The following is a 24,083-nucleotide window of genomic DNA, read 5'->3' on the forward strand; positions in this document are numbered from 1 at the left end:
CCCAGCATTTTCGATAAGCATTACTTATGGATTTCAAACAACTGCGTTATTTCGTCGCGGTCTACGAAGAAGGTCATGTCGGGCGGGCCGCCGAACGCCTGTCGATCTCGCAACCGGCACTCTCGCAGCAGATCCGCCAGCTCGAACAGAACCTCGATGTCACTCTGTTCGAACGCAGCAGCAAACGCCTTCTGCCGACCCTCGCCGCCCATACGTTGTACAACCACGCGTTGCCATTGCTCGATGGTTTGCAACGGGCCCGGGAGGCGTTGGGCAACTTCAAGGGCCAGGCACTGCGCACGTTGGCAATCGGTGTGCTGCAAACGGTGCACACCAGCCTCGTCCCGCAAATGCTTGAGCGGGTGCGCAAGGCGCAACCGCATCTGGTTGTGCAGATCTATGAACTGACGGGGCTGGAGATCGAGCGGCGCCTGCTCAATGGCTCACTGGATATCGGCATCAGCTATCTGCCGCCGCGTCAGCCCGGGCTGCATGGTGTGCTGCTGTATGAAGATGAGCTCACGCTGGTCATCCCGGCGGATCATCCGTTGCGTGAATTCAAGAAAGTCTCGATCCGACAGGCTGCCGAATTGCCGATGTTGCTGCTCGGAGAAGAGTTTCAGATTCGCCAGATCTGGCAGGCTCAATTGACCAGCCTCGGTCGGCGCCCGCAGGTGCAGGCAGAGCTGAACAATATGGTGGGGATTCTCGACAGTTTGCCGCACACCAAACTGGCAACAGTGCTGCCCGGCCAATCGCAAAAAGAATACGACGATGAGGATTTGCTCTGGAAACCGTTGAGCGAACCACGGGTACCGCTGAAGGTGGGCTTGGTGTGTCGCGACGTACAACGTCAGCAGGCGTCTTTGGCGTTGCTGCGGACATTGCTGGAAGAAGTGATGGGGCGCGAAGAGAAACCGCTCAAGGGCGCGCCGCCGCTGGATTCCCGGGCCTGAAAACTTTTCTGCAGACAAAAGAAAACCCCGCCGAAGCGGGGCTTTGCAGACTGTTTCCCTGACATCCATTTCACTCCGCCACCCTGGCAGAATCCTACGTGTCCCTGTTGTTGCTTTGCGCTTCCTGCGCGACGTCCATGAAATGTAGATTAGCCGTGGATCCAATCCGCGCATATGGGAGAACAGCAGCACGTGATGTAAGCGAATGCTTACATCACGTCATCGCATCAGAATTGCGCTGCATCCAGAAGGAACAACGACTCGCTACCAGCCTTCACCGACGCGCTCAACGAGTGAATGCGCGGCAGCAGACGGGCGAAATAGAAGCGCGCGGTGCCGAGCTTGCTAGCATAGAAATCTTCCTGCGATTCCTTGCCGAACGCGGCTTTGGCCATCAGTGCCCACATGTAGGCATAAGCGGTGTAACCAAACGCTTGCAAATATTCGACCGAGGCTGCGCCGATTTCGTTCGGATTGTTTTTCGCCCGATCCAGCAGCCACGCCGTCAACTCGTCGAGGGTATCGACAGCGTCGTTCAGCGGCTTGGTGAATTCACCCAGATCAGCACTCGCCGTAGCGGTAAAGTGGCGGATCTCGTCGGCGAACAGTTGGTAGTACGCGCCGCCGCTGCCGACGATCTTGCGCCCCACCAAGTCCAGCGCCTGAATACCGTTGGTGCCTTCATAGATCTGCGTGATGCGCACATCACGCACCAATTGCTCTTGGCCCCACTCGCGGATGTAACCGTGGCCGCCGAAAATCTGCTGGCCGTGGACGGTGGTTTCCAGACCCAGATCGGTCAGGAACGCCTTGGCCACCGGCGTCAGCAAGGCGACCAGATCTTCAGCACGCTTACGCGTGGTCGCATCTTCGCTGAACTTGGCGGTGTCGAGTTGCATCGCCACGTAGGTGGAAAATGCACGGCCACCTTCGTTCGAGGCTTTCATGGTCAGCAGCATGCGCCGCACGTCCGGGTGGACGATGATCGGGTCAGCGACTTTGTCTTTGTTCTGCGCGCCAGTTGGCGAACGGCTTTGCAGACGGTCGCGCGCGTATTCGACGGCGTTCTGATAGGAGCGCTCGCCAGTGGCCAGGCCCTGAATGCCGACGCCCAGACGCTCGTAGTTCATCATGGTGAACATCGCGGCGAGACCCTTGTTCGGCTCACCAACCAGATAACCGACCGCTTCATCGAAGTTCATCACGCAGGTGGCGGATGCCTGGATACCCATCTTGTGTTCGATAGAACCGCAGTTCGCCGGATTGCGCGCGCCCAGGCTGCCGTCGGCATTGACCATGAACTTCGGCACCAGGAACAGCGAAATACCTTTCGGGCCGGCCGGTGCGTCAGGCAGCTTGGCCAAAACCAGATGAATGATGTTTTCCGTAAGGTCGTGTTCGCCACCAGTGATGAAGATCTTGGTGCCGCTGACCTTGTAGGAACCATCGGCCTGAGGCTCGGCCTTGGTGCGAATAATGCCCAGGTCGGTGCCGGCGTGCGGCTCGGTCAGGCACATGGAACCGGCCCAGACGCCGGCGTACATGTTCGGCAGGTACGCGGCTTTCAGCTCTTCGCTGGCGTGGGCGTTGATCGACAGGCAGGCGCCGGCAGTCAGCATCGGGTACAGACCGAAGGACAGGCTGGCGGAGTTGACCATTTCTTCGACCTGGGCCGAAACGGCTTTGGGCATGCCCATGCCACCGTATTGCGGATCACCGCCAACACCGACCCAACCGCCTTCAGCGTAAGTCTGATAAGCCTGTGGGAAACCGGCCGGCGTGGTGACGGCTCCGTCGGCCCAGCGGCAACCTTCTTCGTCTGCCGCACGGCTCAGGGGCGCGATGCTTTTGCTGGTGACCTTGCCGGCCTCTTCGAGAATCGCTTCAACGGTCTCGGCGTCGACAGTCTCGGCCAGCGCCGGCAGTTCGGCCCAGAGTTTGGCGACTTCGAACACTTCATTGAGGACGAAGCGCATATCGCGCAGCGGCGCTTTGTAGTCAGCCATGGCAAACCTCGCAAGATCTAAACAGGTATTCGTGGAAGGGTGTTTTCATTGAGGCCGAGTGTACCCCAACAACTTTTGCGACACATAGGGTCAACCGGTGACTGATTTGTTATTTTTAGTCACCAGAAAAATCGCAGCCTTCGCCAGCTCCTACAGGTAAAACGCGATCCCGTGTAGGAGCTGCCGCAGGCTGCGATCTTTTGATCTTCCTTAAAGCGCAAACATTTCGGCCGGCAGCTTCATCAAGCAATCACTCCCCGCCTCAATCGCCGCACGGTGCGCAGCCGTTCTTGGCAGCAACCGCTTGAAGTAAAACTCGCACGTCGCCAGTTTGCCCCGACAGAAATCCCCATCGCCCTCGCCCGCCTCCAGTTGCGCCTGCGCCACCAGCGCCATGCGCAACCACAGATAACCGAGGATGATGTAGCCGCTGTACATCAGGTAATCCACCGATGCGGCACCGACTTCGTCCGGATTCTTCATCGCCGCCATGCCGACCTTCATGGTCAGGTCGCCCCACTGCTGGTTGAGGTCGTTGAGCTGCGTAACAAAACTGCCTAGTTGCGCATGCCCGGCATTCGCCGCGCAGAACTTGTGGACGATTTTGGTGAAACCGCGCAGTAGCTTGCCCTGACTGCCGAGCACTTTGCGCCCGAGCAGATCAAGCGCCTGAATACCGTTGGTGCCTTCGTAGATCGGCGCAATCCGACAATCGCGAACCAACTGTTCCATGCCCCATTCACGAATGAAGCCATGCCCGCCGAACACCTGCATGCCGTGGTTGGTCACTTCCAGCCCGGTGTCGGTCATGAAGGCCTTGCAGATCGGCGTGAGGAACGCCAGCAAGTCTTCGGCCTCCTGACGCGCATCGGCATCACTGTTCAGGTGCGCGGTATCGAGCAGTTGAGCGGTAAAGTAAGTCAGCGCGCGGTTGCCTTCGTTGAAGGCTTTCATGGTCAGCAGCATGCGCCGCACGTCGGGGTGAACGATGATTGGGTCGGCCGGTTTGTCCGGGGCTTTGGCACCGGTCAGGGCACGCATCTGCAAACGGTCGTTGGCGTATTTGATCGCGCCCTGGAAACTCGCTTCACCCAGACACAAACCCTGCATGCCGGTGCCGAGCCGCGCGTGGTTCATCATGGTGAACATGCAGTTCAGGCCTTTATTCGGCTCGCCGATCAGAAATCCTTTGGCGCCGTCGAAGTTCAACACGCAAGTAGCTGAAGCCTTGATGCCCATCTTGTGTTCGATCGAGCCGCAGGAAACGCCGTTGCGTTCACCCGCCTCGCCCACAGCATCCGGGAGGAATTTCGGCACGATGAACAGTGAAATCCCCTTGGTGCCCGCCGGCGCGTCCGGCAGCTTGGCCAACACCAGATGGATAATGTTGTCGCTCATGTCGTGCTCGCCGGCAGAGATGAAAATCTTGCTGCCGGTGACCGCGTAACTGCCGTCGGCTTGAGGCACGGCGCGGGTCTTGATGATGCCCAGATCAGTGCCGCAATGGGCTTCGGTCAGGCACATGGTGCCGGTCCATTGGCCGGCCGTGAGTTTGCTCAGGTAAGTGGTTTTCTGATCTTCGGTGCCGTGGGCGTGTATCGCCGACATCGCACCGTGGGTCAGGCCCGGATACATGCCCCAGGAGGTGTTGCTGGAGCCGACCATTTCGCTGATCACCAGCCCCAGCGAACTCGGCAGACCTTGGCCACCGTAGGTCGGATCCGCTGCCAGACCATGCCAGCCGCCCTCGACGTATTGTGCGAAGGCTTGCTTGAAGCCTGTAGGCGTTGTCACCACACCGTTGTCGAAATGGCAGCCCTCTTCGTCACCGCTACGATTGAGCGGTGCCAGAACGTTCTCACAAAACTTGGCGCCCTCTTCGAGGATCGCGTTGATCATGTCCGGGCTGGCGTCGTGGGCGCCGAGGGCGGCGTAGTTGCCGTGGAAGTCGAAGACGTGGTCGATCAGAAAGCGCATGTCGCGCAGGGGAGCTTTGTAGTCGGGCATGGTGGCTTCTCCGTCAGCAGATTTCTCCAACCTACTGCCGGGCACCACGCCCCACAATCACTGTCCAGACGCTGAATGCGCCGTCATCACTCAACCTGCGGCGGAGTCCATGCGCACCGCGCCACGGCGGTTTTGCCCGAACGCCACCACGCAGTTACGCCCCGCGCCCTTGGCGCTGTAGAGCGCCTCGTCCGCGGACTTGAGGACTTGTTCGGGGTTGCGCTGCTCTATCCGTTCGGCGACGCCGATACTGACAGTGACCGAAACGCTGGAAGCACCGGAACCTGCGCGACGCTGACGACCTTGCTGATCGTCCTGCGGGCGGTTTTCCTGGTTGCGCAGTTGAATGTTGTAGGACGCGATCGACTCGCGGATTACCTCCAAGTGCGGCATGCACTCCTCAAGGGTTTTGCCTGCAAACACCAGGGCGAATTCCTCACCGCCATAGCGATACGCCCTACCGCCTCCACTGATTTTGGAGAGTTTGCTGGCGACCAGACGCAGCACCTGGTCACCGACATCGTGGCCGTGGGTGTCGTTGAATTTCTTGAAGTGATCGACATCACTCATCGCCAGCACATAGTTGCGGCCCAGACGCTGCATACGTTCGTTGAGCGCGCGACGTCCCGGCAGACCGGTGAGTTCGTCGCGGAAGGCCATTTGATAAGCCTCGTGTGCAACGGCGGCGGCGATCATCAACATCACCTGGCTGCACATGATGTTCAGGGTAAACGGCAGGATGAAGGTTTTCGGCAGCATCCAGAACACGCCGAGCAACCCGACCAATTGCGCCGCGTGCAACGGACGCGGGTTGCGCCAGTATTGCCACGCCAACAGCAGGAATGCCGAGATAAAAACGGGATAAGACAACTGGATCAGGCTCATCCACGCGCCGTGCAGCGCCGGCCAGCGGATCTCCGAAAGCCACATCAGCAGCGCCTGTGGGTAACTTTGCTCAAGCCCCAGCGCCACGCTGCCGAACGCCAGCAGCACGGCGAACCGGGCGACCATGTCCTGAAACAGGTGGGTGCGCTCCTGCCACGCGGCGAATAACCCGAATAACAACGGCAGCAGCAGACAGACGAGATGGAACACCACGGCGGCGTCTTCGCGCACTTTGCCGTTGTCGCGGTAATAGTCGGTCTGGGTATCGAGCAGAAAGTAGGCGATGTACACCGTGAGCATCAGAAACAGCTCACGCTGACGTCGGTAAACCGCGCAGTAAGCACCGCCCAACAACAACACCAGAGTGGGCAGTACGTTAAACAGGGACGTGAAAAACACGTTGAGGTCTTTGACGTACGCAGCCGCCAACCCCGCGAGCAACAACAGCAGTGAAGGTATGAAATGGCTGAAACGTACAGCGGAAGAACGCGGCAAGGGGTAGGACTCCGACCCGGCAAAAGATGGCATTGTGCCTGCATTTTGAGCAGTTAAGCACATGCGGTGTGACGTGCGTCACATCGAAGCCTCTTTAACGGCAGGAAAACCGCTTTTCTTAGCGTTTTAGTGGGGAATTTTCATCGCTTAAACAATATTTCATCAGGCATGAAAAAGCCGCTGTCCCCGAAGGAACAGCGGCTGTGAAAACATCCCTGGGACTTAGTAGCCCAGTGCGAAGTCTTCTTCTTTCATGTCCATCAGGTTGTTGGCGCCCGACAGCATGGTTGCCACGTGTGTACGGGTACGCGGCAGGATGCGCTGGAAGTAGAAGCGCGCGGTTTGCAGCTTGGCGGTGTAGAACGCCGCATCGCCAGTGCCTTCTGCCAGCTTCTCGGCTGCCAGACGCGCCATGTCGGCCCAGAAGTAGGCCAGGCAGGCGTAACCGGAGTACATCAGGTAGTCCACGGAGGCCGCGCCGACTTCTTCGCGATCTTTCATGGCAGCCATACCGACCTTCATGGTCAGCTCGCCCCATTCTTTGTTCAGTGCAGCCAGCGGAGTAACGAATTCCTGGACGGCTTCGTTGCCTTCGTTGGTCTGGCAGAACTTGTGGACGATCTTGGTGAAGCCTTTCAGAGCCTCGCCTTGAGTCATCAACACCTTACGGCCAAGCAGGTCGAGTGCCTGAATGCCGGTGGTGCCTTCGTACAGCATCGAAATGCGACTGTCGCGGACGTTCTGCTCCATGCCCCACTCGGCGATGAAGCCGTGGCCGCCGTAGATCTGTACGCCGTGGTTGGCGGCTTCGAAACCGACTTCGGTCATGAACGCTTTGGCGATTGGAGTCATGAAGGCCAGCAGTGCGTCGGCTTTCTTCTTCTCTTCTTCGTCCACGCCGTATTTGACGATATCGACCTGTTTGGCGGTGAAGTACACCATCGCACGGTTGCCTTCGGCGAATGCCTTCATGGTCAACAGCATGCGGCGTACGTCAGGGTGCACGATGATCGGGTCAGCGGCTTTGTCCGGCGCTTTCGGGCCAGTCAGGGAGCGCATTTGCAGACGATCGCGAGCGTATTTCAGGCCGCCCTGGAAGCCGATTTCGGCGTGGGCCAGACCTTGCAGCGCGGTGCCCAGACGTGCGGTGTTCATAAAGGTGAACATGCAGTTCAGACCTTTGTTCGCCGGGCCGATCAGGTAACCGGTGGCGCCGTCGAAGTTCATAACGCAAGTAGCGTTGCCGTGGATGCCCATCTTGTGTTCCAGCGAACCGCAGGTCACAGCATTGCGCGCACCAACGGTACCATCGGCATTCGGCATGAACTTTGGAACGATGAACAGGGAAATGCCTTTGGTGCCAGCCGGTGCGTCCGGCAGGCGGGCCAGTACGATGTGGACGATGTTGTCGGCCATGTCGTGTTCACCGGCCGAGATGAAGATCTTGGTGCCGGAAACTTTGTAGGAACCGTCGGCCTGAGGTTCGGCCTTGGTGCGCAGCATGCCCAGGTCGGTGCCGCAGTGCGGTTCGGTCAGGCACATGGTGCCGGTCCACTCGCCGGAAACCAGTTTGGTCAGATAGGCTTCTTGCTGCTCAGGGGTGCCGTGCTCGGAAATGGTGTTCATCGCGCCGTGCGACAGGCCTGGGTACATGCCCCACGACCAGTTGGCTTCGCCAACCATTTCGCTGACCGCCAGACCCAGCGACTCAGGCAGACCTTGACCGCCGTGCTCGACGTCATGGGCAAGGCTTGGCCAGCCGCCTTCAACGAATTGCTTGTAAGCCTCTTTGAAGCCAGTCGGGGTTTTCACGCCGGACTCGCTCCAGGTGCACCCTTCGATGTCGCCCACGCGGTTCAGCGGCGCCAGTACCTGCTCACAAAACTTGGCGCCTTCTTCGAGAATGGCGTCAACCATGTCCGGAGTTGCGTCTGCGCAAGCCGGGAGGCTCTGATAGTGCGCTTCGTAGCCGAGCAGTTCGTCACGAACGAAGCGAATATCACGCAAGGGGGCCTTGTAGTCAGGCATAGCGATAAACCTCTGCTGATGTAACCGGGAATGAACGACCGTGTTGATTTGTTGTGACGGTCAAACAGTTGTTTGAAACATACGTTTACGCCGAAATCTTGTCAAGCGTCGATCTTTTGCCGTTCGTCATCGCATTTTTCAAACGCCGGACACAACAAACCGCCATGGGCTCGAACGAGCCACGGGGCGATAAATAAAGATTAGTTGAGAGAGAAGGACTTAGAACGAAAAACGCCGCGACAAGGCGCGGCGTTTAACATGCACGGAGCTTAAAAAATCAGGCGAACGTGTCGATAATCGTGCCAAGCATTTCATCGGATGCTTTGGCGACTTTCACACCCAGCTCTGCCTGAATCTTGCCCTGAGACATCTCGACCATGTTACTGGCCAAATCTGACTGCTGGCTGCGATCCACGCCACGCAGACGATCAACCTGTACTTCGGAAGACTGGCTGGTGACTGAACGTTCGATGGTGTTATTGGCGATCTGGCTGGCTGCCTGATCGACGCGATTCTGCCCGGTCTGAATGGAGCTCAAACCCGCATAAAAAGCTGTGTTACCGGAGATTTCCATAACAGTTCTCATCCTTGGGAAGGATCAATTGCCGCCATTGAACAAGAGGCGCCAGAAAAACACCCGTCAAAAACACTAATGGCACAGTGCCTGTTCATAGTTAAAAGCTTAGTCGAGCAGATCCAGTTGCAAATGTTCAGCCACGGCCTCAGCGCTCATCGCTTTCAATTTCGGCACCCGCCCCAGGCACGGCGCCGGAATCCGCTCGGCCAGTGTTGCCAGGTTTTCCTCCAGTCGCGATGTCTTCGGATCGATGATATTCGCCACCCAACCCGCCAGTTGCAGGCCATCCCGGGCAATCGCCTCGGCCGTCAGCAGCGCATGACTGATGCAACCCAACCGCACGCCGACCACCAGAATCACCGGCAGCTTCAGCGCAATGGCCAGATCCGAAAGATTATCCTGATCCGCCAGCGGCACCCGCCAGCCACCCGCGCCTTCGATCAAAGTGAAATCGGCATTCATCGCCAGAATCTCGCGCATCGGCGCCAACAACGATTGCACCGTCAGCGCGACACCCGCCTCGCGCGCCGCCAGATGCGGCGCAATCGCCGGTTCGAACGCAACCGGATTGACCTGCTGATAACTCAGTGACAATGAGCACTCGGCCAACAGCGCCAACGCATCGGCGTTACGCAAACCCTTGGGCGTGACTTCGCAACCGGAGGCGACCGGTTTGCCCGCCGCTGTACTCAAGCCTGCCGAGCGCGCCGCGTGCAGTAATCCAGCAGCGACGGTGGTTTTGCCGACGTCGGTGTCCGTTCCGGTGATGAAATAGGCTGCGCTCATACGGGTTTCTCCAACACGGCATAAACCACTTGATAAGTCGCCGGCAGTCCCTGTGCCTGACGGAATTGCTCGTAAGCCTCGACCAGTCCCAGAATCCGCGCCCGCCCGGTCAATCCACCCGGGCGCCCGGGGTTCAGATTGTGCGCACCCAATGCCTTCAATTCATGGGTCAGACTGCGCACATCGTGGTAATGCAGCACATGCGCCTGCTTCTCCAGACTCACTGTGCGCAAACCACTGGCCGCACACAACTGTTCATAACGGGCGAACTCGCGGAAGCGGTTGACGTGTACCAGGCCATCGACCTGACGCCAGCTGTCACGCAATTCGTACAACGTTCCAACACAAAGACTAGCAAACGCGAAAACACCGCCCGGTTTCAGCACGCGAAAAGCTTCGCTGAGCACCGCATCAAAATCCGCACACCACTGCACCGCCAAGCTAGAGAAGATCAAATCGCAGGTCGAATCCTGCAACGGCAGACGTTCCGCATCACCGGCGATGAAATGCTCAGCGCCGCCCAACGGACGGGCGTGGTCAAGCATGCCCTCGGCGATATCCAGCGCCAGCCCTTGTCCATCGGCAAAATGCTCGGCCAATGTGCGAGTGAAATAACCGGTGCCGCAACCCATATCCAGCCAACGCGCCGGTACAAAATCCATCGGCAAGCGCTGCAGCAACTGTGTACCGACATCACGTTGCAACTCGGCGACACTGTCGTAGCTGGCCGCCGCGCGGGAGAAAGAGGCCGCGACCTGGCGCTTGTCAGGCAAGCCACCGGGCAGCGCAACAAGGGACAAATCAGTCATCACCGCACTCATGTAAAAAAGCCTGGATTGCACCCGCCACTCCATGGGGGTCTTCCAGAAGAAACGCATGGCTGGCCTGTTCGATCAGACCAATTTCGATATCCGGCAATAGGGCGAACAATTCGCCCGCCGCCTCTGCCGGCACCAATCCGTCCTGCCCGGCGAACAGATGCAACTGCGGGCCGCGAAACGCCTGCAGGGCTTCGCGCGTGTCCAGTTGCGCGAGCAGCTCCAGCCCGGCCATCAGTGTTGCCGGCGCCGCACTGGGAGCAGCGCCAAGTAACAGCCGTGACAAGCCACGCGGGTCTTGCGCGCCTTGGGCACACAGCAGCGAAAACCGTTTGAGGGTCAGCCGTGGATCGGCAGTGCAACCGGCGAGAAACGCATCGAAAGTCTCGCCAGGCATCGCGCTCGACCACTGCTCATGAGCGACAAAAGAAGGATTGCTCGCCAGCGTCAGCAACCCACAGCAACGTTCGCCACGGCGCGACGCCAGTTCGGAGGCGAGCATGCCGCCCAGCGACCAGCCACCGAGCCAGACGTCTTGAGGAATGCGCTCGTCAAGTTCATCGAGCCAGTCTCGCAGGTCACTGGAATCGAGCTCCGGCAACGGCTCTATCTCGACATGCAGGTGTTCGTCGAGGCCTTGCAATGCGGCGGCCAAGGGTTCCATCGGCGAAACACCGAGGCCCCAGCCGGGCAGCAGAATCAGGCGATCACGCATGGCTTGGCTCCGACGACAGTTGGGCAAAGCAATCGGCCAGTCCTTCCAACAATAGCTGTACCTGCGCCTCGCTGTGGGCGGCGGTCAGGGTCACCCGCAGTCGCGCACTGCCGGCGGGTACGGTCGGCGGACGGATTGCAGTGACCATCAGCCCACGCTCACGCAGCATTTGCGACAGACGCACCGCGCGACCAGCGTCGCCGATCATGATCGGCTGGATCGGCGTGAAGCTGTCCATCAGCTCCAGACCGATCTGTTCGGCGCCGTGGCGGAACTGCCGGATCAACGTCTGCAAATGCTCGCGTCGCCAATGTTCGCCGCGCAGCAACTCAAGGCTTTTCAGCGTTGCGCAGGCCAGTGCCGGCGGCTGGCTGGTGGTGTAGATGTAGGGCCGAGCGAACTGGATCAGGCTTTCGATCAGCTCTTCACTGCCGGCGACAAACGCGCCGGCCGTGCCGAAGGCTTTGCCGAGGGTGCCGACCAGCACCGGCACATCGTCCTGGCTCAAGCCGAAGTGCTCGACGATGCCGCCGCCATTGGCGCCCAGCGGGCCGAAACCATGGGCATCGTCGACCATCAGCCACGCGCCTTTGGCCTTGGCCTCACGGGCCAGCGCCGGCAAATCGGCAATATCGCCGTCCATGCTGAACACGCCGTCGGTGACTACTAATGTATTGCCGGTAGCTTTCTCAAGACGCTTGGCCAGACTGTCGGCATCGTTGTGCAGGTAACGATTGAAGCGTGCGCCGGACAACAACCCGGCATCCAGCAACGAGGCATGATTGAGCCGGTCTTCCAGCACCGTGTCGCCCTGCCCGACCAGCGCAGTGACCGCGCCGAGGTTGGCCATGTAACCGGTGGTAAACAGCAGCGCACGCGGGCGACCGGTGAGATCGGCCAGCGCTTCTTCCAAGGCGTGATGCGGGCCGCTGTGGCCGATCACCAGATGCGACGCACCACCACCCACACCCCAGCGTTCGGCTCCGGCGCGCCAGGCTTCGATGACTTGCGGGTGATTGGCCAGGCCCAGGTAGTCGTTATTGCAGAACGCCAGCAACGGCTGACCGTCGACCACTACTTCAGGTCCTTGGGGGGATTCGAGCAGCGGTCGCTGCCGGTAGAGATTTTCGGCACGGCGGGCAGCAAGGCGTGCGGCGAGATCGAAAGACATGCAGGCCTCACAATTTGAAAAATATCCTCCTGTAGGAGCTGCCGCAGGCTGCGATCTTTTGACTTTGGTTTTTAAAACCAAATCAAAAGATCGCAGCCTGCGGCAGCTCCTACAGGGGTTTGTATCGCATCAAAAAATTCACACCGCGGCGTTATAAAACTGCTCGCTGCTCTTCTGCTCCACCAACGCCTGCTCGATGGCAGCCTGATGCACCTCATCGGCATGTTCTTCGCGGGCTTCCGGTTGAATGCCCAGGCGCGCGAACAGTTGCATGTCCTTGTCCGCCTGCGGGTTGGCGGTGGTCAGCAACTTGTCGCCGTAGAAAATCGAGTTGGCACCGGCGAAAAACGCCAGGGCTTGCATTTGTTCGTTCATCGCTTCGCGGCCGGCGGACAGGCGCACATGGGATTGCGGCATGAGGATGCGCGCCACGGCGAGCATGCGGATGAAGTCGAACGGGTCGATGTCTTCGGCATTTTCCAGCGGCGTACCGGCGACTTTCACCAGCATGTTGATCGGCACCGATTCCGGATGCTCCGGCAGGTTGGCCAACTGGATCAGCAGATTGGCGCGGTCATCGAGCGACTCGCCCATGCCGAGAATGCCGCCGGAGCAGATCTTCATCCCCGACTCACGCACGTAGGCCAGGGTTTGCAGGCGCTCGCTGTAAGTGCGGGTGGTGATGATGCTGCCGTAGAACTCAGGCGAGGTGTCGAGGTTGTGGTTGTAGTAATCAAGACCGGCCTTGGCCAGCGCTTCGGTCTGGTCCTGATCGAGACGTCCGAGGGTCATGCAGGTTTCCAGGCCCATGGCTTTCACGCCTTCAACCATCTTCAGCACGTAAGGCATGTCTTTGGCCGACGGATGTTTCCACGCCGCGCCCATGCAGAAACGGGTCGAGCCGATGGCTTTGGCGCGGGCAGCCTCTTCGAGGACTTTCTGCACTTCCATCAACTTTTCTTTTTCCAGGCCAGTGTTGTAGTGACCGGACTGCGGACAGTATTTGCAGTCTTCCGGGCAGGCGCCGGTCTTGATCGATAGCAGTGTGGAAACCTGAACGCGGTTGGCGTTGAAATGGGCGCGGTGCACCGTCTGAGCCTGAAACAGCAAGTCGTTGAATGGCTGTACGAAGAGTGCTTTGACTTCGGCCAATGACCAATCGTGACGCAGGGTGGCGGTGGTGCTCGCGCTCATGGGTAATTCCTTGGTTATGCTTGGCTGGCGTGTGGGTAAACGGAATACCCACAGGCGCTACACGGATGTTCGGCATATTTAAGGAAGAGTCATGCGCTGTCAACCACGATACGAAGGACAGGTTTACATCTGTTTAAAAAACGTACAGACCTGTTTGCTGTGCGATGAACCGGTAGATGCAGAAACGCCAATCTGCGTCCCCTGTGAAACCGAATTGCCCTGGCTCGGCGACCACTGTCAGACCTGCGCCCTGCCACTTCCCGCAGCGGGCCTGACCTGTGGCGAGTGCCTGCTAGAGCCGCCGGCGTTCGAACAGGTCGCCGTGCCGTGGCTTTATGGCTTCCCGGTGGACAGTTTGATTACGCGTTTTAAACACAACGCAAAATGGCCGTTTGGTCACCTGCTCGCCGACGTTCTCGGACAATACCTGCTATATCGCTTCGATGAAGATTTGCCGCGCCCGGATATGTTGTTGCCGGTGCCACTGGCCAGCAAACGTCTGCGTCAGCGTGGGTTCAATCAAGCGGCGATGTTGGCGCGGTGGTTGAGCCGGCAGTTGGATTTGCCGTGCGAGGAAAACGTACTGCGAAGAATCAAGGACACCAACGCCCAGCAGGAACTCGATGCCAAGGCGCGCAAGCAAAATCTGCGTAGTGCCTTCGCCCTGGCGCCGGATGCAGACGTCAAAGGCCGGCATCTGGCGTTGATTGATGATGTGCTGACCACTGGAGCGACCACCCGCGCTCTCGCTCGATTGCTAAGGGATGCGGGCGCTGCAAGAGTCGACGTGTATTGCCTGGCCCGCACTCCAAAACCGGGTGATGCCACCTGACTTGAGAACACTGCAACTCCCTGTGGGAGTGAGCCTGCTCGCGATAGCGTCATCACTGCCAACATCCATGGTGGCTGATCCACCGCTATCGCGAGCAGGCTCACTCCTACAGGGATCTTTGTCCGGCTTGACTCGCGCGTCGCAAGCGGCCAACTTCAACTCCCACAGCCACAGCAAAAAAAGCATCCATTCATGTCCCTGCCCACCCTGTTGTCCCAGCACATCGTCCGCCGTCCGCAGCGTATTGCCCTGTTGCAACATATCGCCGAACAGGGCTCGATCACCCGTGCTGCGAAAAGCGCAGGCCTGAGTTACAAAGCGGCGTGGGACGCTATCGATGAGCTGAACAACCTCGCGCAGAAACCGCTGGTCGAACGTGCGGTCGGCGGCAAGGGTGGTGGCGGCGCCAGACTGTCCAGCGAAGGCGAGCGGGTGTTGCGCCTCTATCAAAAGCTGCAAGCCTTGCAGGCCCAAGTGCTGGAAGCGGCTGAAGATGCCAGCGACCTCGATCTGCTCGGTCGTTTGATGCTGCGCACAAGCGCGCGCAACCAGTTGCACGGCAAAGTCGTGGCGATCGAAAGCCAGGGGCGCAATGACCTGATTCGCCTGCAACTGGCCGAGGGCCTGTGCCTTGACGCGCAGATCACCCACGACAGCACCCTGCATCTGGAGCTACAAACCGGCACCGAAGTGGTGGCGCTGATCAAGGCCGGCTGGCTCGAATTGCTCGCCAGCGATCAACCGGCAACGTCCGGACACAATCTTCTCAAGGGCACCATCGAAGCGATTCTCGACGCCGAAGACGGCCCCAGCGAAGTGCGTATTTCCCTGCCCAACGGCCACACCCTCTGCGCGCTGGCCGAGCCGATCGATTTGCGCACTCGCGGGCTGACCGTCGAACAACCGGTGCAGGTGCAGTTTTCGCCGTCCAACGTGCTGATCGGCACACCGCTTTAATCTGCCCCTGCAACGAAAGCGTCATCGACGCTCATTAAGGTAGCTGCCAAAACCTAGCAGGGAGCCTGATGTGAGCCTATTAGAAGAAAACCAATCCACTGATCTGGAAAAAATGGTCGGCCTCAGCCGTCGCGGTTTCATCAGCGCCGGCGCGCTGTGCGGCGCGGCGATGTTTCTCGGTGGCAACCTGCTGACCCGCAGCGCACTGGCTGCGGGTGTCAGCGCCGGCAACAGCCGTTTGCTCGGCTTTGAGAGCATTCCGGCGGCGACCACCGACGTCATCAGCCTGCCCAAGGGCTACAAATCCTCGGTGTTGATCAGTTGGGGCCAGCCGTTGCAAAAGAACGGCCCGGCTTTCGACCCGAGCGGCAATGGCACCGCTGCCGCACAGGAAGTGCAGTTCGGCGACAACAACGACGGTATGAGCCTGTTCGAATTCCCCGACGACAGAAACCGCGCGTTGATGGCCATCAACAACGAATACACCAACTACCGCTACCTCTACCCGCACGGCGGCATGCCGCAATCGGCCGAAGACGTGCGCAAGGCGCTGGCCTGCGAAGGCGTGTCGGTGATTGAAGTGCAGCGCAGAAACGGTCAGTGGCAGTTCGTCCAGGGCTCGCGCTACAACCGTCGCATCCACGGCAATTCGCCGCTGCGCATCGGTGGCCCGGCCGCTGGCCATGACTTGATGAAAACCAGTGCCGACAAGCACGGCAAAAAAGTCCTCGGTACGTTCCAGAACTGCGCCAACGGTAAAACCCCGTGGGGCACGTATCTGACCTGCGAAGAGAACTTCACCGACTGCTTCGGCAGCAGCAACGCCCAGCAGCAGTTCGACCCGGCGCAGAAACGCTACGGCGTCTCGGCCGCCAGCCGCGAGATCAACTGGCATCCGTTTGATCCGCGCTTCGACATGGCCAAAAACCCTAACGAACTCAACCGTCACGGCTGGGTGGTCGAGATCGACCCGTTCGATCCGCAATCGACCCCGGTCAAACGCACCGCGCTGGGCCGCTTCAAACATGAAAACGCTGCTCTGGCCGAAACCGACGACGGCCGCGCCGTGGTGTACATGGGCGACGATGAGCGTGGCGAGTTCATCTACAAGTTCGTCAGCCGCGACCGCATCAACCACCGCAACGCCAAAGCCAACCGCGACATCCTCGATCACGGCACGCTGTACGTGGCGAAGTTCGATAACGGCGACAGCAATCCCGACCACCCGAAAGGCCAGGGCCAGTGGATCGAACTGACCCACGGCAAGAACGGCATCGACGCCAGCAGCAGTTTCGCCGATCAGGCCGAAGTGCTGATCCACGCGCGCCTCGCTGCCAGTGTCGTTGGCGCCACGCGCATGGACCGCCCGGAATGGATCGTGGTCAGTCCGAAAGACGGCCAGGTTTATTGCACCCTGACCAACAACGCCAAACGTGGCGAGGATGGCCAACCGGTGGGCGGGCCGAACCCGCGCGCGAAGAACGTCTATGGGCAGATTCTGCGCTGGCGCACCGACCGCGACGATCATGCGTCGAAGACGTTCTCATGGGATTTGTTCGTGGTCGCCGGCAACCCGGGCGTGCATGCCGGCACGCCGAAGGCTGGTTCGTCGAATATCACCCCGCAAAACATGTTCAACAGCCCCGATGGTCTGGGCTTCGACAAGGCTGGCCGGTTGTGGATTCTCACTGACGGCGATTCGAGCAATGCCGGGGATTTCGCCGGGATGGGTAACAACCAGATGCTCTGCGCCGATCCAAAGACCGGGGAGATTCGCCGGTTCTTGGTCGGGCCGATTGGTTGTGAAGTGACCGGGATCAGCTTCTCGCCGGATCAGAAGACGTTGTTTGTCGGGATCCAGCATCCGGGAGAGAACGGCGGGTCGACCTTCCCTGAGCATTTGCCGAATGGCAAGCCGCGGTCTTCGGTGATGGCGATTACCCGTGAGGACGGCGGGATCGTCGGCGCCTGATAAACCGCTTTCGCGAGCAGGCTCGCTCCCACAGGGGATCGCATTCCAAATGTGGGAGCTGGCTTGCCAGCGATGGCGTCAGCAAAGACACCAACCAACTTCCCCGCTGCCATCTGCGCTACCATGCTGGGCCGGACGCGGCAGCCTGCTGCGCGCAGGAGTCAGCATGGCCCACCCGTTTGAAACCCTTACACCAGACCTTGTACTCGATGCCGTTGAAAGCATCGGGTTCCTGAGCGATGCGCGCATTCTGGCGCTCAACAGCTACGAAAACCGCGTCTATCAGGTCGGCATCGAAGACTCCGAACCGCTGATCGCCAAGTTCTATCGTCCGCAGCGCTGGACCAACGAAGCCATCCTCGAAGAACACAAGTTCACCTTTGAACTGGCCGACGTCGAGATCCCGGTGGTCGCGCCGCTGATCCACAACGGCGAAACCCTGCACGAGCACGCCGGCTTCCGCTTTACCCTGTTTCCCCGCCGTGGCGGTCGGGCGCCGGAGCCGGGCAATCTTGATCAGTTGTATCGCCTCGGCCAGTTGCTCGGGCGCATTCATGCGGTCGGCGCGACCAAGCCCTTCGAACACCGTGAAGCGCTGGGCGTGAAAAACTTCGGCCATGCCTCGCTGACCACTTTGCTCGAAGGCAACTTCATCCCCAAAAGCCTGCTGCCGGCCTACGAGTCCGTCGCCCGTGACCTGCTCAAGCGCGTGGAAGATGTGTACGCCGCCACACCGCACCAGAACATCCGTATGCACGGCGACTGCCACCCCGGCAACATGATGTGCCGCGACGAGATGTTCCACATCGTCGACCTCGATGACTGCCGCATGGGCCCGGCGGTGCAGGACATCTGGATGATGCTCGCCGGTGACCGGCAGGAATGCATGGGGCAATTGTCGGAACTGATGGACGGCTACAACGAATTCCACGATTTCGATCCGCGCGAACTGGCGCTGATCGAGCCGCTACGCGCGTTGCGCCTGATGCACTACAGCGCCTGGCTGGCGCGGCGCTGGGATGACCCGGCGTTCCCGCACAGCTTTCCGTGGTTCGGGACTGAGCGCTACTGGGGCGATCAGGTGCTGGCGTTGCGTGAGCAGCTTTCGGCACTGAATGAAGAGCCACTGAAACTTTTCTGATTAAAGATCAAAAGATCGCAGCCTTCGGCAGCTCCTACCCTGGAATACATTTCCCCTGTAGGAGCTGCCGAAGGCTGCGATCTTTTTCCTTTCTGACACGACACATCTATACAACCTCCTTACAATCCCTGCTTTGTTAGCTGCCTAAGCAAGGATTCTGCATGCAAGCCGCCAACCCGCGTCGCGGGTACATTCTGGGTCTGAGTGCCTACATCATCTGGGGCCTGTTCCCGATTTACTTCAAAGCCATCGCCGAAGTGCCGGCGGTCGAGATCATCATCCATCGAGTGCTGTGGTCGGCGCTGTTTGGCGCGCTGCTGTTGATGGTTTGGAAGCACCCGGGCTGGTTGCGCGAATTGCTCGACAACCCCAAGCGTCTGGCGATTCTGGCGTTGAGCGGCACGCTGATCGCCGCCAACTGGCTGACGTATGTGTGGTCGGTGAACAACGGGCGCATGCTTGAAGCGAGCCTCGGTTACTACATCAACCCGCTGGTGAACGTGTTGCTGGGGATGATGATTCTTGGCGAGCGTCTGCGGCGTATGCAGTGGCTCGCGGTAGGGCTGGCGGCGGTCGGTGTGGCGCAGCAGGTGTGGCAGGTCGGCAGTCTGCCGTGGGTGTCGCTGGTGCTGGCGTTGACCTTCGGTTTCTATGGCTTGATCCGCAAGCAGGCGCCGGTCAAGGCGTTGCCAGGGCTGGTGGTGGAAACCTGGATGCTGGTGCCTATCGCCATCGCCTGGTTGCTGTTCAATCAGACCGCGACAAGCGCTCAACCGGAATTCTGGACAACGTCGCAAGCCTGGTGGCTGGTAGCGGCCGGCCCTGTGACTTTGGTACCGCTGGTATGCTTCAACGCCGCCACCCGGCACCTGCCCTATACCACCATCGGCTTCCTGCAATACATCGCACCGACGCTGGTGTTGTTGCAAGCGGTGCTGCTGTTCGGCGAGCACTTGTCGTCGAGCACGCTGATCGCGTTCATGTTTATCTGGGCCGGTCTGGCCGTGTACAGCGTCGATGCTTGGATAAGTTTACGCCGCCGCACCTGATCAAAAAACGTACAAACCCTCACAGGCCACGGTTCTCGTGGCCTGCATCGTTCCTTCCCAAGGTTATCCACAGCGTGATCCCCGCCGTTTGTGCGCAAGTCACTGAATGTTGGCGGTTTTTTGATCAACTCAAGCAAAGCCACGGCCGACGTGGGCTGGCGATCAGTCTCTACAGGTTATCCACAGGCAGGCTCACCTTTAAACTGGATAACCTGACTCCGCTCAAACGTCTGTGCGTAACACCAGTTCCACCATCAAATCATCGGCCAGAGTTTCCAGGCGCGATTGCAGCACATCCAGTGACAGCGTCAACGGCACCGCGAGAATCGCTTCGGCGTGGAACAACGGCTCGCTGCTCATCGGTGCCGGGCGCACTTCGGTTATCAGCCGTTCGAGGTTGACGCCCTGCTCGCTCAGCAGCCGAGTGATGTCGCGAACAATTCCCGGACGATCATTGCCCACCAACTCCATGGCGATCGGTTTCCAGGTGCAGGATTGCTCGATCCCGCTCTCAGCGATCAACACACGAATGCCGTGAGCCGACAGCGCTTGTAGGGAATCGACTAATTCGTCGTAAGCCTCCGCCGGTACGCCCACTCGAAGAATCCCGGCGAACTGCCCGGCCATCCGCGACATGCGGCTTTCCAGCCAGTTACCGCCATGTTCGGCGATGCATTGGGCGATGCGCTCGACCTGCCCGGGCTTGTCCGGAGCGAAGACGGTGAGTACGAGATGGTCCATGGCGCAGCCCTCTTGTCATGACTTTTGTTATCGAAGGGCAAGTATAGGCAAGCCCCGGAATTGAGCAGCAATGCTCCAAGTGAGCGCATACCTGTGGCGAGGGGATTTATCCCCGATGGGTGGCGAAGCCGCCCCCCGCTTTCTGGCAGATACACCGTGCAGGCAGGTTTCACGACTGCTGCGCAGCCGATCGGGGTGGTGCGGCATTCCGATGAATCCCCTCACCACAAAAGCGGGTACACCCGGACTATCCCTTAGCAGCCCCACAGCATTTATGTGTACAACTTTTTATATTTAGCTGGAACAATCCAATGGTTTTTTGAGAACATCCCGTTCCGCGCTGTGACCGCAATGCGTCATGTGGTCGCAGAACGACGTAATTAGTCTGATTTTCACAAGCGCAACTCATCATGTAGTATGCCTCGGCACGCACTACATAACGCTGAATCGATGTCTGCCCAAGGCATGTTCGCAACCCTGAAAGCCCCGTCATCAAGGCCCCAAGCCGTTGATTGGTCCCAGCCCAGCCGCCAGCAATGGCATGTACTGGTCGGAAGGTTTGTGGTTTAAATGGCCAGAGGCTTCATTGTCAAATTGAAGAGCTGAAAAGCGAAATAGCTGAGCAGAGTGAGGCAAGCAATGACTGAACACGTTCAAGTCGGTGGCCTGCAGGTCGCCAAAGTCCTGTTCGACTTCGTGAACAACGAAGCCATTCCCGGTACCGGCCTCACCGCCGAAAAATTCTGGGAAGGTGCCGACAAGGTCATTCACGACCTGGCACCGAAGAACAAAGCCCTACTCGCCAAACGCGATGACTTCCAGGCCCGTATCGACGGCTGGCACCAGTCCCGTGCCGGTCAGTCACACGACGCCGTGGCCTACAAAGCCTTCCTGCAAGAAATCGGTTATCTGCTGCCAGAAGCGGCCGATTTCCAGGCAACGACGCAAAACGTCGATGACGAAATCGCCCGTACCGCCGGCCCGCAACTTGTTGTACCGGTGATGAACGCTCGCTTTGCCCTCAACGCCTCGAACGCCCGCTGGGGTTCGTTGTACGACGCCCTCTACGGCACCGACGCGATCAGCGAAGAAGGTGGCGCGGAGAAAGGCAAAGGCTACAACAAGGTGCGCGGCGATAAAGTCATCGCCTTCGCCCGCGCTTTCCTCGACGAAGCCGCGCCACTGGCCGCCGGCTCCCACGTCGACTCCACCGGCTACAAAATTGCTGACGGCAAACTGATTGTCACCCTCAAGGGCGGCAGCAACAGCGGCTTGCGCGACGACGCTCAGTTGATCGGTTTCCAGGGCGACGCCAACGCGCCAATCGCAGTCCTGCTGAAACACAACGGTCTGCATTTCGAAATCCAGATCGACGCCAGCACCCCGGTCGGCCAGACCGACGCAGCCGGCGTCAAAGACGTCCTGATGGAAGCGGCGCTGACCACCATCATGGACTGCGAAGACTCCGTCGCCGCCGTCGATGCCGACGACAAGGTGGTGATCTACCGTAACTGGCTCGGCCTGATGAAGGGCGATCTGTCGGAAGAAGTTGCCAAGGGCGGCAAGACCTTCACCCGCACCATGAACCCGGATCGCAGCTACACCACAGTCGATGGCGGTGAAGTGACGCTGCATGGTCGCTCGCTGTTGTTCGTGCGCAACGTCGGTCACCTGATGACCATCGACGCGATCCTCGACAGCCAAGGCAACGAAGTGCCGGAAGGCATCCTCGACGGTCTGATCACTTGCCTCGCGGCCATGCACAACCTCAACGGCAACACCTCGCGCAAGAACACCCGCACCGGTTCCGTCTACATCGTTAAACCGAAGATGCACGGCCCGGAAGAAGCGGCGTTCACCAACGAGTTGTTCGGCCGCATCGAAGACGTGCTGGGCCTGAAACGCAACACGCTGAAAGTCGGGATCATGGACGAGGAGCGCCGCACCACGGTCAACCTCAAGGCCTGCATCAAGGCAGCCAGCGAGCGCGTGGTATTCATCAACACCGGTTTCCTCGACCGTACTGGCGACGAAATCCACACCTCCATGGAAGCCGGCCCGATGGTGCGCAAAGCCGACATGAAGGCCGAGAAGTGGATCGGCGCCTACGAGAACTGGAACGTCGATATCGGTCTGAGCACCGGCCTGCAAGGTCGTGCGCAAATCGGTAAAGGCATGTGGGCGATGCCCGACCTGATGGCCGCGATGCTCGAACAGAAAATCGCCCATCCACTGGCCGGTGCCAACACCGCTTGGGTTCCATCGCCGACCGCCGCCGCGCTGCACGCGTTGCACTACCACAAGGTTGACGTGTTCGCCCGTCAGGCCGAACTGGCCAAACGTGCCCGCGCTTCGGTGGACGACATCCTGACCATCCCGCTGGCAGTCAATCCGAACTGGACGCCGGAGCAGATCAAGAACGAACTGGACAACAACGCCCAGGGCATTCTTGGTTACGTGGTGCGCTGGATCGACCAGGGCGTGGGTTGCTCGAAAGTGCCGGACATCAATGACGTCGGCCTGATGGAAGACCGCGCAACGCTGCGTATCTCCAGCCAGCACATCGCCAACTGGCTGCGCCACGGCATCGTGACTGAAGCGCAAGTGATGGAAAGCCTCAAGCGCATGGCGCCGGTGGTGGATCGTCAGAACGCCAACGACGCGCTGTACCGCCCGCTGGCACCGAACTTCGACAGCAACATCGCCTTCCAGGCGGCGGTCGAACTGGTGATCGAAGGCACCAAACAGCCGAACGGTTACACCGAGCCGGTGCTGCACCGTCGTCGTCGCGAGTTCAAGGCTGCCAACGGCCTGTAAATTTGCGTAGATGCCGGACATGAAAAAGCCCTGATCGAGAGATCAGGACTTTTTTGTTTGTGCGGTGTGGGGGATTTGTGGAGGACTTTAGATCGATCCCCCTCACCCCAGCCCTCTCCCCCATTGGGGGCGAGGGGGAAAGGGAGCCGATCTTTGTGCTTTTCATAACCGGAGTTCGACTGAGGAATTTCAGGTCGGTGTACCTTGCACATCCACCGCGGTCAGTCCCCTCTCCTTCTGGGAGAGGGCTAGGGTGAGGGGCTAGTAGACTCAATACCCAATTCGTGTTTGACCAGACCGAGCAACTTGCCCGTATCAATCGGCTTGAGCAGAAAATCCACCACGCTCAGGTGCATCGCCGCAATGGCGTCTTTTACATCGGCATCGCCGGAAACGATGATGATCGGCAGCGCCGCCCTTACCGATTCACGCACCTGACGAATCAGATCCAGGCCATCGACATTGCCCATGCGCAGATCAGTGATCACCAGCCCGATCGAGGGTTTCTCGGCCAACATCTTCAGTGCGGTTTCACCGCTGGCTGCGGTCATGCAGCGAATGCCGTCGAGCGCCAGAATCTCCGAGAGCAGCTCCCGGGCATCCTTGTCGTCATCGACGATCAGGACTCGCTGCGGAGGCAGATCAGGTTCGAGCATCACAGCGCTGAGTGCTTCGCGCTCGGCGTCGCTCAAAATATCGTGGTCGGGCATGGCGTTCTCTACGTTTTCAAATCAATCACCTGGCACAGTCGTCAGACATCGCCAGGCAGAGCTTCAATGTGCACTTCGTCGGATTTTTTTCCAATAGCCGAGCGGTCGAATTTCCGACTGTTTTTGTAGGGTTCTTCCCAAATGTGCTCAACGGCATGGCAAACCTAGACTTACGTCCAATGGGCACCCCGGCCAGAGGGGTCGACCATGGCTGCAACGATCCGAC

Annotated in this window: 19 protein-coding genes; 7 read left to right on the forward strand and 12 right to left on the reverse strand. The window is 59.4% G+C overall.

What is annotated here, in order from left to right; all coding sequences use genetic code 11:
- Positions 1-26 precede the first annotated feature (26 nt).
- On the forward strand, positions 27-956 hold the full coding sequence (locus ACA069_RS26045) for a LysR family transcriptional regulator (protein WP_187680795.1): 930 nt from the start codon (positions 27-29) through the stop codon (positions 954-956).
- A 227-nt stretch (positions 957-1,183) separates the two neighbouring features.
- On the opposite strand, the gene ACA069_RS26050 is transcribed toward ACA069_RS26045, so the two are convergent.
- From ACA069_RS26050 to bioB, 10 genes are all read right to left on the reverse strand, one after another.
- Positions 1,184-2,962, reverse strand: coding sequence for an acyl-CoA dehydrogenase C-terminal domain-containing protein (locus ACA069_RS26050; protein WP_497615477.1), 1,779 nt, complete (start codon positions 2,960-2,962; stop codon positions 1,184-1,186).
- A 210-nt stretch (positions 2,963-3,172) separates the two neighbouring features.
- Positions 3,173-4,969 carry an acyl-CoA dehydrogenase C-terminal domain-containing protein gene (locus tag ACA069_RS26055; protein WP_497615478.1) on the reverse strand — a complete coding sequence of 599 codons (1,797 nt, stop codon included), beginning with the start codon at positions 4,967-4,969 and terminating at the stop codon, positions 3,173-3,175.
- Positions 4,970-5,059: 90 nt separating this feature from the next.
- The gene (locus ACA069_RS26060) at positions 5,060-6,349 is read right to left on the reverse strand and encodes a GGDEF domain-containing protein (RefSeq protein WP_187680792.1); all 1,290 of its coding nucleotides are present in this window, start codon (positions 6,347-6,349) and stop codon (positions 5,060-5,062) included.
- A 222-nt stretch (positions 6,350-6,571) separates the two neighbouring features.
- Positions 6,572-8,377, reverse strand: a complete 1,806-nt coding sequence (locus ACA069_RS26065) for a phenylacyl-CoA dehydrogenase (protein WP_187680791.1) — start codon at positions 8,375-8,377, stop codon at positions 6,572-6,574.
- Between the two features lie 277 nt (positions 8,378-8,654).
- Positions 8,655-8,951: a pyrroloquinoline quinone biosynthesis protein PqqE gene (locus ACA069_RS26070; protein WP_187680790.1), complete on the reverse strand. Its 297-nt coding sequence runs from the start codon at positions 8,949-8,951 to the stop codon at positions 8,655-8,657.
- 108 nt (positions 8,952-9,059) lie between these two features.
- On the reverse strand, positions 9,060-9,740 hold the full coding sequence (gene bioD, locus ACA069_RS26075) for a dethiobiotin synthase (RefSeq protein WP_497615479.1): 681 nt from the start codon (positions 9,738-9,740) through the stop codon (positions 9,060-9,062).
- Positions 9,737-10,549 (reverse strand): malonyl-ACP O-methyltransferase BioC, encoded by an 813-nt coding sequence (bioC, locus tag ACA069_RS26080; RefSeq protein WP_497615480.1) that lies wholly within the window; start codon positions 10,547-10,549, stop codon positions 9,737-9,739. The genes bioD and bioC overlap by 4 nt, the downstream gene beginning before the upstream one ends.
- Positions 10,542-11,273 (reverse strand): alpha/beta fold hydrolase, encoded by a 732-nt coding sequence (locus tag ACA069_RS26085; protein ID WP_497615481.1) that lies wholly within the window; start codon positions 11,271-11,273, stop codon positions 10,542-10,544. The genes bioC and ACA069_RS26085 overlap by 8 nt, the downstream gene beginning before the upstream one ends.
- Positions 11,266-12,444: an 8-amino-7-oxononanoate synthase gene (gene bioF / locus ACA069_RS26090; protein WP_401268156.1), complete on the reverse strand. Its 1,179-nt coding sequence runs from the start codon at positions 12,442-12,444 to the stop codon at positions 11,266-11,268. The genes ACA069_RS26085 and bioF overlap by 8 nt, the downstream gene beginning before the upstream one ends.
- A gap of 138 nt (positions 12,445-12,582) precedes the next feature.
- A complete protein-coding gene (gene bioB, locus ACA069_RS26095) occupies positions 12,583-13,638 on the reverse strand; it encodes a biotin synthase BioB (RefSeq protein ID WP_064388191.1) in 1,056 nt (351 codons plus the stop codon).
- Between the two features lie 91 nt (positions 13,639-13,729).
- Between bioB and ACA069_RS26100 the strand changes: the two genes are divergently transcribed.
- The 5 genes from ACA069_RS26100 to rarD all read left to right on the forward strand — a co-directional run bounded on the left by ACA069_RS26100 (position 13,730) and on the right by rarD (position 19,589).
- Positions 13,730-14,470 carry a ComFC family protein gene (locus ACA069_RS26100; protein WP_489879378.1) on the forward strand — a complete coding sequence of 247 codons (741 nt, stop codon included), beginning with the start codon at positions 13,730-13,732 and terminating at the stop codon, positions 14,468-14,470.
- Positions 14,471-14,662: 192 nt separating this feature from the next.
- On the forward strand, positions 14,663-15,427 hold the full coding sequence (locus ACA069_RS26105; RefSeq protein ID WP_497615482.1) for a TOBE domain-containing protein: 765 nt from the start codon (positions 14,663-14,665) through the stop codon (positions 15,425-15,427).
- Positions 15,428-15,497: 70 nt separating this feature from the next.
- Complete coding sequence (locus tag ACA069_RS26110; protein ID WP_497615483.1) at positions 15,498-17,399, forward strand: PhoX family protein; 1,902 nt, start codon at positions 15,498-15,500, stop codon at positions 17,397-17,399.
- 166 nt (positions 17,400-17,565) lie between these two features.
- Complete coding sequence (locus ACA069_RS26115) at positions 17,566-18,540, forward strand: serine/threonine protein kinase (protein WP_187680782.1); 975 nt, start codon at positions 17,566-17,568, stop codon at positions 18,538-18,540.
- A 161-nt stretch (positions 18,541-18,701) separates the two neighbouring features.
- Positions 18,702-19,589, forward strand: a complete 888-nt coding sequence (gene rarD, locus ACA069_RS26120; RefSeq protein ID WP_187680781.1) for an EamA family transporter RarD — start codon at positions 18,702-18,704, stop codon at positions 19,587-19,589.
- A gap of 222 nt (positions 19,590-19,811) precedes the next feature.
- On the opposite strand, the gene ACA069_RS26125 is transcribed toward rarD, so the two are convergent.
- A complete protein-coding gene (locus tag ACA069_RS26125; protein ID WP_187680780.1) occupies positions 19,812-20,330 on the reverse strand; it encodes a glycine cleavage system transcriptional repressor in 519 nt (172 codons plus the stop codon).
- Between the two features lie 639 nt (positions 20,331-20,969).
- Between ACA069_RS26125 and ACA069_RS26130 the strand changes: the two genes are divergently transcribed.
- Positions 20,970-23,147, forward strand: coding sequence for a malate synthase G (locus tag ACA069_RS26130; protein ID WP_401268164.1), 2,178 nt, complete (start codon positions 20,970-20,972; stop codon positions 23,145-23,147).
- Positions 23,148-23,395: 248 nt separating this feature from the next.
- Here the strand turns inward: ACA069_RS26130 and ACA069_RS26135 are convergent, their stop codons facing one another.
- Entirely contained in the window at positions 23,396-23,857 is a 462-nt protein-coding gene (locus tag ACA069_RS26135; protein ID WP_401268167.1) for a response regulator, read from the reverse strand.
- Positions 23,858-24,083 lie beyond the last annotated feature (226 nt).

Source organism: Pseudomonas sp. LBUM1652 (genome assembly GCF_059716105.1).

What these genes read in the sequence shown, in the direction of transcription:
- bioB (WP_064388191.1), bottom strand. Translation starts at nt 13,638, where the DNA reads ATGAGCGCGAGCACCACCGCCACCCTGCGTCACGATTGGTCATTGGCC.
- ACA069_RS26070 (WP_187680790.1), bottom strand. Translation starts at nt 8,951, where the DNA reads ATGGAAATCTCCGGTAACACAGCTTTTTATGCGGGTTTGAGCTCCATT.
- ACA069_RS26055 (WP_497615478.1), bottom strand. Translation starts at nt 4,969, where the DNA reads ATGCCCGACTACAAAGCTCCCCTGCGCGACATGCGCTTTCTGATCGAC.
- bioD (WP_497615479.1), bottom strand. Translation starts at nt 9,740, where the DNA reads ATGAGCGCAGCCTATTTCATCACCGGAACGGACACCGACGTCGGCAAA.
- ACA069_RS26105 (WP_497615482.1), top strand. Translation starts at nt 14,663, where the DNA reads ATGTCCCTGCCCACCCTGTTGTCCCAGCACATCGTCCGCCGTCCGCAG.
- ACA069_RS26115 (WP_187680782.1), top strand. Translation starts at nt 17,566, where the DNA reads ATGGCCCACCCGTTTGAAACCCTTACACCAGACCTTGTACTCGATGCC.
- rarD (WP_187680781.1), top strand. Translation starts at nt 18,702, where the DNA reads ATGCAAGCCGCCAACCCGCGTCGCGGGTACATTCTGGGTCTGAGTGCC.
- ACA069_RS26050 (WP_497615477.1), bottom strand. Translation starts at nt 2,962, where the DNA reads ATGGCTGACTACAAAGCGCCGCTGCGCGATATGCGCTTCGTCCTCAAT.
- ACA069_RS26130 (WP_401268164.1), top strand. Translation starts at nt 20,970, where the DNA reads ATGACTGAACACGTTCAAGTCGGTGGCCTGCAGGTCGCCAAAGTCCTG.
- ACA069_RS26135 (WP_401268167.1), bottom strand. Translation starts at nt 23,857, where the DNA reads ATGCCCGACCACGATATTTTGAGCGACGCCGAGCGCGAAGCACTCAGC.
- bioC (WP_497615480.1), bottom strand. Translation starts at nt 10,549, where the DNA reads ATGACTGATTTGTCCCTTGTTGCGCTGCCCGGTGGCTTGCCTGACAAG.
- ACA069_RS26065 (WP_187680791.1), bottom strand. Translation starts at nt 8,377, where the DNA reads ATGCCTGACTACAAGGCCCCCTTGCGTGATATTCGCTTCGTTCGTGAC.
- bioF (WP_401268156.1), bottom strand. Translation starts at nt 12,444, where the DNA reads ATGTCTTTCGATCTCGCCGCACGCCTTGCTGCCCGCCGTGCCGAAAAT.
- ACA069_RS26125 (WP_187680780.1), bottom strand. Translation starts at nt 20,330, where the DNA reads ATGGACCATCTCGTACTCACCGTCTTCGCTCCGGACAAGCCCGGGCAG.
- ACA069_RS26085 (WP_497615481.1), bottom strand. Translation starts at nt 11,273, where the DNA reads ATGCGTGATCGCCTGATTCTGCTGCCCGGCTGGGGCCTCGGTGTTTCG.
- ACA069_RS26045 (WP_187680795.1), top strand. Translation starts at nt 27, where the DNA reads ATGGATTTCAAACAACTGCGTTATTTCGTCGCGGTCTACGAAGAAGGT.
- ACA069_RS26100 (WP_489879378.1), top strand. Translation starts at nt 13,730, where the DNA reads ATGCGCTGTCAACCACGATACGAAGGACAGGTTTACATCTGTTTAAAA.